At 72.3% G+C, this 14452-nt stretch carries 13 protein-coding genes; 5 read left to right on the top strand and 8 right to left on the bottom strand.

Features of this window, described 5'->3' with window-relative positions; translation table 11 throughout:
• Window positions 1-133 precede the first annotated feature (133 nt).
• From DXZ73_RS05710 to DXZ73_RS05700, 3 genes are all read right to left on the bottom strand, one after another.
• Window positions 134-763, bottom strand: a complete 630-nt coding sequence (locus tag DXZ73_RS05710; protein ID WP_116209924.1) for a hypothetical protein — start codon at window positions 761-763, stop codon at window positions 134-136.
• 135 nt (window positions 764-898) lie between these two features.
• Window positions 899-1552 (bottom strand): class F sortase, encoded by a 654-nt coding sequence (locus tag DXZ73_RS05705; protein WP_116209923.1) that lies wholly within the window; start codon window positions 1550-1552, stop codon window positions 899-901.
• On the bottom strand, window positions 1552-2136 hold the full coding sequence (locus tag DXZ73_RS05700) for a universal stress protein (protein WP_116209922.1): 585 nt from the start codon (window positions 2134-2136) through the stop codon (window positions 1552-1554). The genes DXZ73_RS05705 and DXZ73_RS05700 overlap by 1 nt, the downstream gene beginning before the upstream one ends.
• A gap of 350 nt (window positions 2137-2486) precedes the next feature.
• Here DXZ73_RS05700 and DXZ73_RS05695 point away from each other — a divergent pair, with 350 nt between their 5' ends.
• Window positions 2487-3728, top strand: coding sequence for an MFS transporter (locus DXZ73_RS05695; RefSeq protein ID WP_116209921.1), 1242 nt, complete (start codon window positions 2487-2489; stop codon window positions 3726-3728).
• Between the two features lie 144 nt (window positions 3729-3872).
• On the opposite strand, the gene DXZ73_RS05690 is transcribed toward DXZ73_RS05695, so the two are convergent.
• Window positions 3873-4652, bottom strand: a complete 780-nt coding sequence (locus tag DXZ73_RS05690) for a hypothetical protein (protein ID WP_205519116.1) — start codon at window positions 4650-4652, stop codon at window positions 3873-3875.
• Between the two features lie 357 nt (window positions 4653-5009).
• Here DXZ73_RS05690 and DXZ73_RS05685 point away from each other — a divergent pair, with 357 nt between their 5' ends.
• The gene (locus DXZ73_RS05685; RefSeq protein ID WP_116209920.1) at window positions 5010-5987 is read left to right on the top strand and encodes a heme o synthase; all 978 of its coding nucleotides are present in this window, start codon (window positions 5010-5012) and stop codon (window positions 5985-5987) included.
• Here DXZ73_RS05685 and DXZ73_RS05680 read toward each other — a convergent pair.
• A complete protein-coding gene (locus DXZ73_RS05680; protein ID WP_116209919.1) occupies window positions 5936-6958 on the bottom strand; it encodes a LysR family transcriptional regulator in 1023 nt (340 codons plus the stop codon). The two genes, DXZ73_RS05685 and DXZ73_RS05680, sit on opposite strands and share 52 nt — an antisense overlap.
• Window positions 6959-7088: 130 nt before the next feature.
• Between DXZ73_RS05680 and DXZ73_RS05675 the strand changes: the two genes are divergently transcribed.
• The gene (locus DXZ73_RS05675; protein ID WP_116209918.1) at window positions 7089-8405 is read left to right on the top strand and encodes a hypothetical protein; all 1317 of its coding nucleotides are present in this window, start codon (window positions 7089-7091) and stop codon (window positions 8403-8405) included.
• 18 nt (window positions 8406-8423) lie between these two features.
• Here DXZ73_RS05675 and DXZ73_RS05670 read toward each other — a convergent pair whose 3' ends face one another.
• Together DXZ73_RS05670 and DXZ73_RS05665 are read right to left on the bottom strand one after the other, a co-directional pair.
• On the bottom strand, window positions 8424-8951 hold the full coding sequence (locus DXZ73_RS05670) for a universal stress protein (RefSeq protein WP_116209917.1): 528 nt from the start codon (window positions 8949-8951) through the stop codon (window positions 8424-8426).
• Between the two features lie 169 nt (window positions 8952-9120).
• On the bottom strand, window positions 9121-9678 hold the full coding sequence (locus tag DXZ73_RS05665) for a universal stress protein (RefSeq protein WP_162890057.1): 558 nt from the start codon (window positions 9676-9678) through the stop codon (window positions 9121-9123).
• 208 nt (window positions 9679-9886) lie between these two features.
• Here DXZ73_RS05665 and DXZ73_RS05660 point away from each other — a divergent pair, with 208 nt between their 5' ends.
• Window positions 9887-11401: an MFS transporter gene (locus DXZ73_RS05660; RefSeq protein ID WP_116209915.1), complete on the top strand. Its 1515-nt coding sequence runs from the start codon at window positions 9887-9889 to the stop codon at window positions 11399-11401.
• Window positions 11398-11994, top strand: coding sequence for a TetR/AcrR family transcriptional regulator (locus DXZ73_RS05655; protein ID WP_240351211.1), 597 nt, complete (start codon window positions 11398-11400; stop codon window positions 11992-11994). Before DXZ73_RS05660 ends, DXZ73_RS05655 begins: the two co-directional genes overlap by 4 nt.
• Window positions 11995-12009: 15 nt before the next feature.
• On the opposite strand, the gene DXZ73_RS05650 is transcribed toward DXZ73_RS05655, so the two are convergent.
• Entirely contained in the window at window positions 12010-14430 is a 2421-nt protein-coding gene (locus tag DXZ73_RS05650; RefSeq protein ID WP_116209914.1) for a SpoIIE family protein phosphatase, read from the bottom strand.
• Between the last annotated feature and the right edge of the window lie 22 nt (window positions 14431-14452).

The following is a 14452-nucleotide window of genomic DNA, read 5'->3' as shown; positions in this document are numbered from 1 at the left end:
CCGCACACGGTTGGGATGTGATCACTTGATCACTCTAAGTGATGTCCGGGTGGTCGCAACCCGGATCCACGACAGCGCGACGCCCCGCGGGGCACGCCGCGCGGGGCTGGGGCGAGTGGCGCTCACATGGGGCTCACCTGCTGTCGTGCTCGCGGTTCCGGCGGGCGGTCACGAGGATCGCTCCCGCCATGGCGGCGGCACCGGCCGCGCCGACACCCGCGAGGGCCACGTCCTCGTTCAATTCGCTCGTGCCGGACTCGCCGGTGCGGGGAGCTCCCTTCGGGACCGTGCCCTGGTGCTGGGAGGGTGTGGTGGCGGGGGTGTTGTCGCCCGCTGAGGCGCCTCCGCCGTGGCGGTGATGCGCCGGTGCGGCGTCCACCTTGAGTGTTGTGGCGGCCTTGCCGTTGCTGCACACCAGATTCACCTGGTACGTGCCCGCTCCCGCGGTGATGTGCAGTCGGCCCCGGATGTGCTGGGGGTCGTGGTCGGTGAGTGTCACCTCGCCCGCCTGTGAGGCGACCGACTTCACGGTCGCTCCCGGGTAGGGCGCGCAGGAGCCGCTGATCTGCACGGTCTGCCCGGTGCGTGCCTCGCTGGGGTTCACGCTGATCCGGGCTGCGCCCACGACGGGCGCCGGGCTGCTGCTGTGGGTGAGGGAGGGTGAGCCGCCCGGGCCGGGAGTGGAGGCGAAGGCGACGGGTGTCAGGGCCACGGCGCCGCACAGGGCGAGCGCGGGGCCGGCGACGAGGAGAGCGTTGCGCATGGGGATCGACATCCTTCGTTCGACATCGGGGAGTTGGTCTTCCACTTCAACCCTGGGCGAGGACGCGCGGTAACGGTGTCGGGCGGGTGGGGGACGGGTGAGGTGTCGTGCCGTCCCCCGACCGGTGGTCCGCTGTCACCGGTCGGCCCGGTGGCCGGTCAGGGCGGCGTACACGACGATGTTGTCGCGGTAGCCGTGGTCGGCGTCGCGCGGTCCACCGCAGGTGACCAGGCGCAACTCCGGTACGCCGGAGCCCCGGTAGACCTTGTCGGCCGGGAAGTCGGCCTTGGCGTACTCGCGCACCTCGCGCACGGTGAACTCCGCCGTGCTGCCGTCGGCCCGGGTCACGTCGACGTGGGCGCCGGGCTCCAGCCGGCCGGCGTCGAAGAGCACGCCCTTGCCGAACCGGCCGACGGTGGAGTGGCCGAGGACGACCGACGCGCCGGCCTCGCCGGGCGTCGGCGATCCGCTGTACCAGCCCGCCGGGGCGTCGCGTTCGATCGGCGGCACCTCGACGGTGCCGTCCGCCTCCAGGCCGAGCGACACGACGGGCGCCGAGACGCCGAGTGAGGGGATGACCAGCCGCACCGGCTCGGAGCGGCCCATGGGGGCGGCGGCCGGGCCGGGCGAGGAAGGCGCCGAGGCGGCGGAGGCGGGGCCGGGGGGTGGCGGAGAGGGCGAGGGCGTCGCGCAGGTGCCGAGCAGGATCAGGCCGATCCCGAGCAGGAAGAGGGCCAGGCAGACCCCGCCCCACGTGTTCCGCGGCAGAGGCGGGCGCCACGCACGCATCACAGGTGATGAATGCTGTGCAGGGGGCCGTCGGACCAGGCCCGCTTCAGCCACGCTCCCCGGGGTGCCGTCCTGTCGTCCGGCGAGCCGACGGAGGCGGTCGGTGCCGCGGTCCGCTCGGGGCCGTGACCGGCGGAGTCCTCCGGAGGTATGACCAGCACCGGCCCGGGGGCGTGCCGCAGGCAGTAGCGGCTCACCGAGCCCATCAGGAAGCGGTGCACCGCGCTCTGCGAGCCACCGCCCACCACGAGCAGGTCGCCGTCCTCGGCCGCGGCCTCCACCAGCAGCGGGCCCACCTGCCCACGGGCCACCACCGGGTCACAGGGCACGTCGTCCGGCAGACCGCCCGCGCGCTCGCAGGCGCACATCAGGTCGTCGTGTGCCTTGTGTGCCAGTTCCCGCGCCATCTCCGGGTCCGGCGGCCACATCATGTCGATGTAGTCACCTTGAGGGGAGGAGTAGACGAGGACCGGGCGCAGTTCGGCGTGGTGGCGGCGGGCTTCTCCCGCGGCCTGCCGCAGCGCGGAGACGCTGCCTGCCGAACCGTCGACCCCGACTACGACACGACGTACTGAGTTCTGCATTTCCTTATTCCTTTCCGATCCCGTGCGGTCCCGCCGCAGCGGGTGAGTCTGACGTTTTCCACGCTAGGCGCGCGGTTCCCCGTGGTGGATCCCTCGGTCGGTCCACCCGGTGGTGGACGGCCTGTCCACCGATCGGAGGGCCGTACGTCGTCCGCCCCTTCGGCCGTCCGGACCCGCACGCCCCCGAATCCCCGGTGCAGCATGGGATGAGAGCGGCGCCGGCGTCATCGGACCCGTCGGCGCCGCCGTGCGCCCTCTGCCGCCGCCCATCGGGCGTGAGCGGCACATCCTCCGCGCATCCGCATTCTCTGACGCAGTGTCACCTTGACTGAAATCACTGGGAGTTGTCTGTGCTCGGCTCGTACCGCGACCTCTTCGCCACGCCCGGAGCCAAGCCGCTCGCCGCGGCCGGCCTGCTCGCCCGCGCGCCCCGGGCGATGATCGGCCTGGGGATCGTGGGCATGCTCTCCCAGCGGACCGGCGACTACGCGCTCGCCGGCGCCGTCTGCGCCGTCTTCTCGGTGTCCATCGCCGTGCTCGGCCCGATGGTGGCCAGGTGCGTCGACCGCCACGGCCAGCGCCGGGCCGCGCACCCCGCCCTGGCGGTGGCGCTGCTCGGCCTCACCGGGCTCGTGGTGTGCAGCGGTACGGGCAGCACGCCGTGGGCGGACTTCCCGTGTGTGATCGCCGCCGGGGCGATACCCAACATCGGCGCCATGCTCCGCGCGCGGTGGACCGCGATGTACCGGGACGGCCCGAGGCTCCACACCGCCTTCTCCGTCGAGTCGGTGGCCGACGAGGTGACCTTCGTGATCGGTCCGATCCTCGCCCTCACCCTGGCCACGGCCGTCCTCCCCGAGGCGGGGGTGCTGTGCGCCATGGCCTTCGCCCTGGTGGGCACGGTCGCCGTTACCTCGCAGCGCCGCACCGAACCGGCCCCGGCCGAGCGGGACGACGCTCACGGCCCGTCGGTGCTCGGGAACCCGGGCCTGCGGACCCTGACCCTCACCTTCGCCGCCCTGGGCTGCGTCTTCGGCGGCTTCGACCTCACCTGCGTCGCCTTCGCCGCCGAGCACGGGCACAAGGCCGAGGCGTCCGTCGCCCTCGCCTGCCTCGCCGCCACCAGCTGCCTGGCCGGACTGGTGACGGGTGCCGTACGGCTCAACTCCCGTCTGCCGGTGCGGATGCTGGCAGGCATGGGCGCGCTGGCGCTGTGCACGGTGCCGCTGCTGTTCGTCCGCAGCCTGCTCGAACTCGCCGCCGTGCTGATGGTGGTGGGCATGTTCGTCTCACCCAGCATGATCACCGCGAACAGCCTGGTGGAGCGGCTGGTCCCGGCGGCACGGCTCAACGAGGGCTTGACATGGCTGCTGTCCGGGCTCAGCGTCGGGATGTCCTTGGGGGCCCTGCTGGCCGGGTGGGCCGTCGACCGGCTCGGTGCGCACGCCGCCTTCGTGGTGCCCGTCGGCTGCGCGGGCTGCGCCGTCCTGATCGTGCTGTCCGGCCTGCGCCGACTGGGCGCGGTGCGCCAGGAGGAACCCCACCGGGTCGGGGAGCCCGCGCTGAGCGGGGGCGCGGCGGCCGGGCGATGAGCGGTACGGCCTGCGGCCGCCGATCGCCCGAGGCCTGTTGGCCGTCGAACGGGCGCGGCCGGACGCAGCGTGTTGGTCGACAACTGCGTCCGGACCGGCTGGTGTTCCAGGGCGCGGGGTGTTCTGCTCGGGATGCGGTTCACCTCACTGCTTCTTGTTGTTCTCCTCCTGCGCGGGCGGGGTGTCGTTCGTGCCCGGGGTGGGCTTGCCCGGAGCGTCGTGAGGCGCCTTGTCCTGCTTCGGGACCTCCACCTTGGCCGGGGAGAGGAAAACCTTCCCGTTCTGGGCGCCGCACGACGCCTTTTCGGCGTCGGTCATCGGCCGGGTCTTGATGACCACGGCGCTCTTGACGCCGTCCGTGTCATTGGGCGCAGGGCTGGTGACGGTGTCGTCCCAGTACCAGTTGTAGTGGCCCCAGTGCGTGTGCTTGTACCAGAGATCCCACCGACCCTTGACGTCCTGCATGACCTGGGCCCGGGAAATCCAGCCGACCTCACCGGGCTTGACGGTCATGCCCATGTTTCCGCCGTCCGAATGCTCCGTGGTCCAGGAATGCCCGTACTTCGCGGTGACACTGAGGTCGACAAGTCCGGCGATCTTTCCGCCGGCTGTGATCGAGACCTCCGCCGAGTCGGTCGTCCCCACCTTGTCGGACCAGCTCAGGCCCTGCGTGGCATCCGAAGTACTGCAGTTGTAGAGCGTGTCCGACACCTGGTGGAAATTCCCCAGATACGCCTTCTGGATCTCCGGGTTGGTGAAATTGCAGCTGCTGACGTCGTCGCCGCTGGCGCAGGACGCCATGACATCGGCCACGGTGGGGCCGTCAGCAGCCGATGCGGGGAGGGTGGTGGCGCCTATCGCCGTGGCCGCCGCTGCGGCCACCAGCAGAACGCGCCCTCTCTTTCCCATCCGGAAGTTCGCCATATCGTCACCTCTGGCCTTTCAATCGGTCTGGAATGCGGTTCCTTATTCCGCACAGCCACAGTGCCGTGCGCGCTGCTGAAAGGAACACAAAGACCCGGCAAAGGGGTGCGGTTGGTGGTGATTTTCTACAGGGAAATAGAATTCCCCTATCCCGACGTCGGTGCCGGGGAGCAGGCGGGGCAGGTCTCCGGCCGCGTTCCGGGCAGTGATAGCTTCGGGACGTCCGACCTACTGCGTCACGCAACCCGGGTCGGGGTGGCTGTGCCTCGATTACCCCGCCGCCCACCGCCCTTCGACGGCTGTGGGACCCGGCACGACGGCCAGGGCCACCAGGTTCTCCCCGCAAGGTTCCGCATCATGGATCCCGTCCTCGACAGGACCGCGCACGCATCCCCGCCGGATCCCGGCTCCCCCTCGCACCCCGGCGGACTCCCGGTCCCGCACCGCCCGACCTTCGCGGCCCGAGTGGCCGCGTTCGTCGCGCTGACCAAACCGCGGATCATCGAGTTGCTGCTGGTGACCACCATCCCCGTGATGTTCCTGGCCGCCCAGGGCGTCCCCGACCTGGCGCTGGTACTGGCCACTTGCACCGGCGGCTACCTGTCCGCGGGCAGCGCCTGTGCGTTCAACATGTACCTCGACCGGGACATCGACGCGCGGATGGACCGCACCGCGGGCCGACCCCTGGTCACCGGGGTGGTCTCCCCGCGCGAGTGCCTGATCTTCGCCGGCTCGCTCGCCCTCGCCTCGGTCGGCTGGCTCTGGTTCCTGGTCAACCCGCTCTCGGCGCTGCTCGCGTTCGGCGCGCTGCTCTTCTACACGGTGATCTACACCATGCTGCTCAAGCGGCGCACCTCGCAGAACATCGTCTGGGGCGGCATCGCGGGTGGCATGCCGGTCCTGATCGGCTGGTCGGCCGTGACGGACTCGGTGTCCTGGACGGCGGTGGCACTCTGCCTGGTGGTCTTCTTCTGGACCCCGCCGCACTACTGGCCGCTGTCCATGAAGACCCGGGCCGACTACGAGCGCGTGGGTGTACCGATGCTGCCGGTGGTGGCCGGCACCACCGTGGTGACCCGGCAGATCGTGGTGTACAGCTGGCTGATGGTCGCCATGTCGCTCTCGCTGTGGCCGCTCGGCCGGGTGGGCTGGTTCTACACCTGCGTGGCGGTCGGGCTCGGCGGTTGCTGGCTCCGAGAAGCCCACGCGCTCCACGCCCGGGCCGAAGTCGGCCTCCGTGGCGCGAAGTTGAAGGAGATGCGCCTGTTCCACTGGTCGATCAGCTACATCTCCCTGCTGTTCACCGCCGTCGCCGTCGATCCCTTCCTCCGCTGACCGACCGGTGCCCGGCCTTCCACGCCGCGATCAACTCCTGCTGCTTCCGGAACGCCGGAGTGCTGAGAGGCGTGTGACGGCAGGGCCCCGGCGGCGAGTGCCTCGGAGCAGGCGGCCGCGTCGGCGGGCGGGTGCGGAGCGGTGTAGACCGTGATCTCCCGCAGCAGCCGCGGGACCAGAGGGACGGCCGACCGGCGCTGCTCCGCATCGAGCACGTCCCGCGGTACGAGCGCGAGCCCGACGCCCTGTGCCGCGGGTGCCACGGCGGCCTCCGCCTGTGCCACCTCCAAGGCGACCCGCGGCCGGAACCGGCGGCCGCCGCACGCGTCGGCCAGTACGTCCCCCAGGCTCCGGCCGACGCCGCCGTAGCCGATCCACCGCCGGTCGGCCAGGTCCTCCAAGCGGGCCTCGCCCTCGCGCAGCGGGTCGTCGTCGGCGCACACGAGCACGTACTCCTCGGTGCAGAGGGTGTGGATCGTCCCCGTCCAGCCGACCGGGCGCGGCCCGACCCCGAGGTCCACCGTGCCCGCGGCCACGGACTCCTGGAGCGACCGGCTGTCGCCGAACGGACGCAGGGCCAGTGATGTGCCCGGCCGGGACGCCACCCACTGGCGGACCCCCGGCAGCAGCACCCCGGGCAGCCCCGCGCGGACCGTCCCGATCCGCAGGGTCCGGCAGGTGCCCGAGGCGGCCGCGCGCGCCGCCGTGGCGGCCTCGTGGGCGCATCGCAGTGCCGACCGGGCGTACGGCAGGAACGCCTCGCCCGGTCCGGTCGGGCGGACGCCGTCCGGGTGCCGCTCCAGGAGAGGCGTGCCGATGGTCCGCTCAAGGGCCCGCAATTGCTGGGAGATGGTGGGTTCGGTCACGTGCAGCTTTTCGGCGGCCCGCGTCAACCGGCCCTCGCGGGCGACGGTCACCAGGTATTCCAGCTGGCGGAGGGACAGATTTCCCGCGCCGTGATTCGGCTCCATAGAACGTGCCTATCTCTCCTTGGACGAATTCTCCTTGAACTCGTTCTCGTACCGGGGTTGAGTCATTGAGCCAACGCGCGGCCATTTGAGGCCGCGGGCCGGATACGGCCTTTCACCGTGAGGGAAATCCATGAAGTTCTGCGCCCGACACCTGCTCGTACCTCTTCTCGTCACGGGAATCGCCGCCCCGCTGTCCGCGATACCGGCGGCGGCCGCCGGGCCGGGCCCGGCGGACCGGGTTCCACCGGCCCTGACGGCCGCGGACGGTCCGGCCGACAAGGGCGCCGTGACCGTCGTCCGCGGCGGGGCGGACGGCCCCGCCACCGCGGTACCGGTCGGCGACACCCGCCTGACGGGATACGACGAGGCGGGCGGCCACGCGGTCCTGTCCGCCGGCAAGGCGGCCAACGGCGGAGCGACCGCAGCGCAGTTGCGTCCCGGGGACGTCATCGCGAGCCCGGCCACCCCGGTGGCACCCCATGGCGCCCTGGTGAAGGTGGTGGCCACCCGGCCGGCCGCCGACGGCTCGGTGGCCGTGGACACCGCACCGGCGGACCTGGTCGACGCGCTCGGCGACGCCAAGGCCGACCTCCGCACCCCGCTGACCGCCGCCGACCTCAAGGTCAAGCCGCTCACCGAGGGCGGGAGGGCCACCGCCGGGCAAGCCGGCGGCCAGGGCATCCGGCTCGACGTGGACGTGCCTATGCCCGACGGCGTCAAGCCGACGCAGGGCAACTCCTCCGCGCTGTCCGCGTCGATGGAGCTGCACCCCGAGATGCTGTTCTCCTACGAGCGGGCCCACTGGTACGGCTACGCGCCGTCCAAGGCGGAGATCGGCGTGGCCGCGGACTACGGTGCCGGGGTCAAGGTCCACGCCGAGGGATCCGCCTCGTACGACACCGGCCACAAGCCGCTGCACATCCCGGCCGCCGAGGTCGACGTCGACAAGACCGTCTGGCTGGGACCTGTGCCGATCGTGCTCAACCTCAAGGTTGACTACTTCTACGACGTCTCGGCCGACGGGAAGATCACGGTCGACGCCGAGCAGCGCACCGACGGCCGACTGGAGGTCGGTGCCCGCTACGACGCCGACAAGGGCTGGTCCGCGCTGAAGAGCCCCGAACCGACCGCGCAGGGCACCCCGGCCCGGATCCAGGGCGCGGCCACCGCGAAGGCGGGCATCGGCAGCCACGCCCGGCTCGGCCTGTACGGCTCGGTCGGCGTGGAGGCCGACGCCATGCCCTATCTGAAGGCCACGGCCACCGGGTCCGCCGAGGGCACGCCCGGGAAGGACGTGAAGACCGACTGGGGGCTCTACGCGGGGCTGGAGTTGAACGGGTCGTTCTTCGCCCAGCTCCGCGTCTTCGGGGTCAAGGTGATCGACCACAGCTGGGCCTTTCCGGAGGTGAGATACGAGCGGAAGCTGGCGGGCGGCACCGGGCAGTGAGACCGGCGTTCTCGTCGGTCAGCGCTGGGAGTGCGCCGGGACAAGGCGAGGACGGGACTCCGTCCCGCTGTCCGGCACGGCCTCCCCGTCCGTCTCCTCGGAGTGGACGACGAGCACCGGGCAGTGGGCGTGCTTGAGGCAGTGCCGGCTCGCCGAGCCGTGGAAGAAGCGGTGTACGGGGCCGTGGCTGCCCGCCCCCATCACGAGCATGTCGTTCTCGTGGCGGGAACACGCCACCAGCGCCGGACCGGCCTCGGCGCGGACGATTCGGGGGTAGATCTTCAGGCGTCGGCGCGTGTCCGCGTCGAGCGCGTCTTCGCAGGTCTTCATCAGCCGGTTCCGGGCCGCGCGCTCCCAGTGGGCACGGACGTCCGAGGGGGCGGGGTTGACGGCGTCGGCCGCCTCACCGCCCGGCGGGGTCCAGGCGATCACCGGGCACAGGACGGCGTCGTGGCGGGCGGCCTCCTGCGCGGCCTGCCGGAGGGCCGCCACGCTGCCCGCCGAGCCGTTCACGCCGACGACGACGCGCTGCACGATCTCCGACATGTCCTTCACCTTTCTCGGGGCGCCCCTTGGGGTGCCATGGGGGTCTGTGCTCTCGACGCTACGGACCGTGTGTGCCCGTGGGGATCCGGTCGATGGGCGAGGGCCCGGGGGAAGCGCGGGAGCCGATCGGTGGAACGGTCCGGCCACGCCCGGCGGCTCGGATCCGTGCTCAGAGCCGGCTGATGTCCTGGCGTACGGCCGCGCAGGCGATCTCGTCGGCCTGCCTCCTGACCCAGCCGTTCCAGCGGCGAAGCCCCTTGCGGTACTCGCGGGCCAGCTCGGAGGGCGGCACCAGCAGGACCGGACACCGGGCGTGCCGGACGCAGTCGCGGGCCACAGAACCGCCGAACAGATGCGGGCGAAGGCCCGCTGCTCCCGTGCCGATCACCAGGACGTCGTCCTGCCGGTCGGCATGGTCCACCAGCACCCTGTCCGGCCGGCCGAGGGCCACGGCCGCGGTGAAGTCGACGCCGCCGAAGGAGTCGCCGAGGGCCGTCACACACGCCTGGTGGAGGGTGAGGGCCGCGGTCCGGCGCTCCTCGTCCGCCGCCCCGGGCCCGCCCATCCGGCATGGCCCGACGGCCGAGCCCTCGGGCACCCGGTAGGCGATCACGGCGTGCAGCTCCGCGCCGTACCGGCGGGCCTCGTCCAGGGCGCGTCGCAGCACCGGGAGGCTGTCCGGTGACCCCTTCACCCCGACGATCACTCGGCCTGCGGGATTCATCATGATGCTGCCGCCCTTCGGGTTCGGTATGTCGTGATTGCCGACAAAAACCCTAGAAACGACGGCCCTGTGGGGGAGTCCACCGGCCGGTGGACCCACCGGTGGAACGTCATCCGCCCACGGTGCACCGCTCATGTCATCGCTTGCTGACAAGCGTTCCTCCCGTGTGTCATCATTCGATGACATCAATTGATGACTTAGGAGGTGTGGCATGGGAACTCAACTGGCAGCGACCATGCGGCGGCCGCGGACACTGGTGGCCGCCCTGGTCTTCCTCGGCATGGCCGTGGCAGTGGTCAGCAGCCTCGGCGCGCCGCTGATCCCACGGATCGCCGCCGCCGACCACGTGTCGCTCTCCGACGCCCAGTGGTCGCTGACCATCACCCTGCTGGTCGGCGCCGTCGCCACGCCCACCATGGGCAGGCTCGGCGACGGACCCCGGCGGCGAGCGGTCATCCTGGGCGCCGCGGCCGTCATGCTGGCCGGCAGCGTGCTGGCCGCCCTGCCGCTCGGCTTCGGCTCCCTCATCGCGGGACGGGCGCTGCAAGGCGTGGGCGCCGGCCTCACACCGCTGGCCATCGCCACCGCCCGGGACGGCCTGCCGCCGGACCGTTCCCGGCCGGCGGTCGCACTGCTGTCGATCACCACCGTGGCCGGGGTCGGCCTCGGCTACCCACTGACCGGCCTGATAGCCCAGTCCCTCGGCCTTCACGCGGCCTTCTGGTTCGGAGCGGCCGTCAGCGCCGCCGCCCTGGCGGGCGCCGCATACGCGCTGCCGCCGACCCGCCACCTCACGCCGCACCCCCTGGACGTACTCGGCGCCGTGCTCTTCGGTGCCGCACTCGCCGGACTGCTGCTCGTGCTCGGCGAAGGGGGCGCCTGGGGCTGGACCTCGCCGCGCCTGCTCGGCCTGACCGCGGCCTCGCTCGCCGCGCTGGCCTGGTGGACGGTCCACGAACTGCGCACCGCGCACCCGTTGGTGGACCTCCGGCTCGTCAAGGACCGGACCGTACTCACCGCCGACGTGACCATCCTGATCGCCGGCATCGGGATGTACCTGCTGATGTCGCTGGTCACGCGCTTCGCCCAGACCCCCGCCACGGCCGGCTACGGTTTCGGCGCGTCGGTGGCCGTCACCGGCCTGATCCTCCTGCCCTTCTCGGCCGCCAGCATCGCCTCGAGCAAGGTGGTGCCGGTGCTCACGCGGCACACCTCCACCCGGCTCGTACTGCCACTGGGCTGCGCCGTGGCACTCGTTTCGATGCTGAGCTTCGCCTTCGCCCACAGCGGCCTCTGGGAGCTCTTCCTCGCCATGGGCATCGCCGGACTCGGCGTCGGCTGCACCTTCGCCGTCATACCCGGGCTCGTCGTCGGCTCCGTCCCCGCGCGCGAGACCGGCAGCGCCATCAGCTTCAACCAGGTCCTCCGCTGCGTCGGCTACTCCACCGGCAGCGCGCTGAGCGCGACGGTGCTCCAGGCGCACACCTCCGCCGGGCACACGCTCCCCTCCGGCGACGGTTACCTGATCGCCGCCCTCATCGGCTGCGCGATCTGGGCGACCGCGATGATGGTGGCCATCGTCCTGCCGCGACGGCGGGGCGTGGTGACGGACACCCGGACCAGGGACGAGGAGCCGATGGTGGAAGAGAGCAGCCGCGACGCGGCGGCAGCCGAGGCCGGAGCGCTCGCGCCCCGGCCGGTCCCGGGCGATCGGAGCGCACGGTGAAGGCGGAGCGGATCCCGGAGAAGACCACCGGTGCGCCGCCCGGACGCCGACGGGACGCCGGCCGCAGCCGCGAGCTGCTGCTCGACGCCGCGACCGAGCTCTTCGCCGAGCGGGGATTCGAGCGCACCACCACCCGGGACATCGGTGAACGCGCGGGCGTCGACGCGGCATTGATCGCCCGCTACTTCGGGGGCAAGACCCAGCTCTACATCGCGGTCATGCAGGCAGATTCCGGCGATAACGCGCCCGCCGACCTCCTCGACGAGGACAGGCAGCGCGCGCTGCTGGGCAGGACGCCACACCGGGGCCCCGGCCCGGTGGTCCGCGCCGCGCTGGTGCCCCACGACGACCCCGTGGTCCAGGACGCCTCCCGGGAACAGCTGTACGCGCGGCTGGTCACCCCGCTGAGCGAGCGCTTCGCCCGCGAAGGGGTGCCGAAGCCACAACTGCGGGCAGAAGTGGCGGTGGCGGCCTTCACCGGGATCCTCCTCGCACGCGGCTCCGGAGCGCTCACCGAGCTCGCGGCGGCCGACCCGGACGAACTGCTCGACGTCGTACGGGATCTGCTCGACGCCGCGGCCGCTCCCGGGTGAGGCACCGGCGGGTCCTCAGCCGGCGGCGGCCAGCGGCTGCTCGGCCCAGATGGTCTTGCCGTCCGGGGTGAACCGGGTGCCCCACCGCTCGGTGAGCTGCGCGACGAGGAGCAGGCCGCGGCCTCCCTCGTCGAGGATCCGGGCCCGCCGCATCCGCGGTGAGGTACTGCCGGCATCCGAGACCTCGCAGATCAGCGCGCCGCCGCCGCGGATCAGGCGCAGCCGGATCGGGGCGCGGCCGTACCGGATGGCGTTGGTCACCAGCTCGCTGACGACCAGCTCGGTGGTGAAGTCCAGCTCCTCCAGCCCCCAGACGGCCAGTTGCCCGGACGCGCGCCTGCGGGCGTCGGCGACCGCGGCACGGTCGGCGGGCAGTTCCCAGTCGGCGACGCGCGAGGCGTCCAGGACCCGCGTACGGGCGAGCAGCAGCGCGACATCGTCGACCGGCCGCCCGGCCCGGTCGGGCAGCAGCGCGTCGAGCACGGCGTCGCACGTCCGCCCAAGAGGCGCGGCGGGGCCCGAGAGGGCCGCGCTCAGCTTGTCCAGGCCGACGCCGATGTCGTGGTCGTCGCCGCCCTCGACGAGTCCGTCCGTGTAGAGGGCGAGGAGGCTGCCTTCCGGCAGCTCCAGCTCCGTGGCCTCGAAGGGCAGGCCGCCCACGCCGAGCGGCGGCCCGCTGGGCATGTCCAGGTAGCGGGCCGCGCCGTCGGGGGAGACGAGCACGGGGGCCGGATGCCCGGCACGGGCGAGGACACACGTCCGGGACACCGGGTCGTAGACCACGTACAGGCACGTCGCGCCCGTCTCGCGCACCGCCGCCCGCGCACCGTCCGCGCACTCGGCCGCCTGATCCTGTGCCAGCTGGATGACGAGGTCGTCGAGGTGGGTGAGGAGCTCGTCCGGCGGCAGTTCGAGGTCGGCGAGGGTGCGGACGGCCGCGCGGAGCCGGCCCATGACGGCGGACGCCTGGAGGCCGTGGCCCACGACGTCTCCGACGACGAGCGCGACCTGGGCACCGGACAGCGGGATGACGTCGAACCAGTCGCCCCCGACGCCCGCCTGGGCGCAGGCGGGCAGATACCGGGAAGTGACCTCCACCGCGTCCTGCTCCGGCAGCCTGCTGGGGAGCAGGCTGCGCTGGAGGGTGAGGGCGACCGCGCGCTCCTGTGTGTACCTCCGCGCGTTGTCGATGCACACACCGGCTCTGGCCGCGATCTCCCGGGCGGGCAACAGGTCGTTCGCGTCGAACAGCGGGGAGTCCCCCTGGCGTACGAACAGGGCCAGGCCCAGGGCGATACCGCGGGCGCTCAGCGGCACGGCGAGTACGGAGTGGACCCCGCGGGTGCGGACCCGGTCGGGGAGGGCCGGGGTGTCCTTCACCCACTGGCCGAAGCCCGGCTCGCCGATGCGGTGCAGCGACGGCACACCGGAGGCCAGGGCGCGGGCCGTCGGTGAGTGCGGCAGGTAGGAGTGCGTCCCGCCGGTTCCGTACGGCGGCCGGGGCGCGCCGTCGTGGGCGGCGGCCCGGTGGAGCGGGGCTGTGCCGTCGACCCGGCCCGGCTGCGGCTCCTCCCCCTGGACGACGCAGTCCAGCAGGTCGACGCTGACGAAGTCGGCGAACCGTCCGGCCGTGACGTCCACCAACTCCTGGGCGGTGCGGGTCATGTCCAAGGTGGTGCCTATCCGGGCCCCGGCGTCGTTCACCAGCGCCAGGCACTGCTGGGCCCGGTACTGCTCCGTGACGTCGAGAGCGGCGGTGGACACTCCCCGCACCCGCCCGTCCCGGTCCTTGAGCGGATTGAAGAAGGAGGCCCAGGCGCGTTTCCGGGCGTCGCCGGGCGACCGGAAAAAGGTGTCCGTACGCAGAGGTTCCCCGGTGCGCAGCACCTGGTCCATCAGGTCGGCGAAGGTGTCGAACGGGGGCCCGCGATGGATTTCCCCGATGCGCCGCCCCAGCATCTCTTCTTCCGTGATGCCGCCGGAGAGGCGGAGCATTTCGGCGTTGACGCTCGTCAGCCGGTTCTCGTGGTCATAGGTGGAGAGGGCGAACGGCGACTGGTCGTACGTCCATTCCTTGAGGGTCGAGCTCATCACGTCGTGCGGTCCGGCGTCGGCCGTGGCGGCACCCAGAAGAACCCACCGCACAGGGCCGTCTCCGGTCGTGCACGTCTCGATGGTGACGTGCACGGTGCTGCCGTCCTGGTGGCGGGCGGGTACGACGCCTCGCCACGGTGTGGATTCCATCAGCGAGCGCCGGGCCGGTTCGGGCAAGGGCGCGGCGAGCAGGCGGGCGGCGGGGCGTCCGACGATTTCGCCGGACGTGTAGCCGAGCAGTCGCCGGGCCGCGGGGCTCCAGAGAGCGACGGCCCCTTGCGCGTCGACGGCGGCGACAGGAACCGTCGCCGTACGGGGGAGCGTGTGGATATGCGCGTCCATCGGCGGTCATCTCATTCCGGGC

Source organism: Streptoverticillium olivoreticuli subsp. olivoreticuli (assembly GCF_003391135.1).
Classification (GTDB): domain Bacteria; phylum Actinomycetota; class Actinomycetes; order Streptomycetales; family Streptomycetaceae; genus Streptomyces; species Streptomyces blastmyceticus.
The sequence above is the reverse complement of the archived record's forward strand: the minus strand, read 5'-3'. Positions and strand labels throughout refer to the sequence as shown.

Bases quoted from the DNA above. Each gene is read 5' to 3' on its own strand.
- DXZ73_RS05710 (WP_116209924.1), bottom strand. From the start codon at position 763: ATGCGCAACGCTCTCCTCGTCGCCGGCCCCGCGCTCGCCCTGTGCGGC.
- DXZ73_RS05705 (WP_116209923.1), bottom strand. From the start codon at position 1,552: ATGCGTGCGTGGCGCCCGCCTCTGCCGCGGAACACGTGGGGCGGGGTC.
- DXZ73_RS05700 (WP_116209922.1), bottom strand. From the start codon at position 2,136: ATGCAGAACTCAGTACGTCGTGTCGTAGTCGGGGTCGACGGTTCGGCA.
- DXZ73_RS05690 (WP_205519116.1), bottom strand. From the start codon at position 4,652: ATGGCGAACTTCCGGATGGGAAAGAGAGGGCGCGTTCTGCTGGTGGCC.
- DXZ73_RS05685 (WP_116209920.1), top strand. From the start codon at position 5,010: ATGGATCCCGTCCTCGACAGGACCGCGCACGCATCCCCGCCGGATCCC.
- DXZ73_RS05680 (WP_116209919.1), bottom strand. From the start codon at position 6,958: ATGGAGCCGAATCACGGCGCGGGAAATCTGTCCCTCCGCCAGCTGGAA.
- DXZ73_RS05675 (WP_116209918.1), top strand. From the start codon at position 7,089: ATGAAGTTCTGCGCCCGACACCTGCTCGTACCTCTTCTCGTCACGGGA.
- DXZ73_RS05670 (WP_116209917.1), bottom strand. From the start codon at position 8,951: ATGTCGGAGATCGTGCAGCGCGTCGTCGTCGGCGTGAACGGCTCGGCG.
- DXZ73_RS05665 (WP_162890057.1), bottom strand. From the start codon at position 9,678: ATGATGAATCCCGCAGGCCGAGTGATCGTCGGGGTGAAGGGGTCACCG.
- DXZ73_RS05660 (WP_116209915.1), top strand. From the start codon at position 9,887: ATGGGAACTCAACTGGCAGCGACCATGCGGCGGCCGCGGACACTGGTG.
- DXZ73_RS05650 (WP_116209914.1), bottom strand. From the start codon at position 14,430: ATGGACGCGCATATCCACACGCTCCCCCGTACGGCGACGGTTCCTGTC.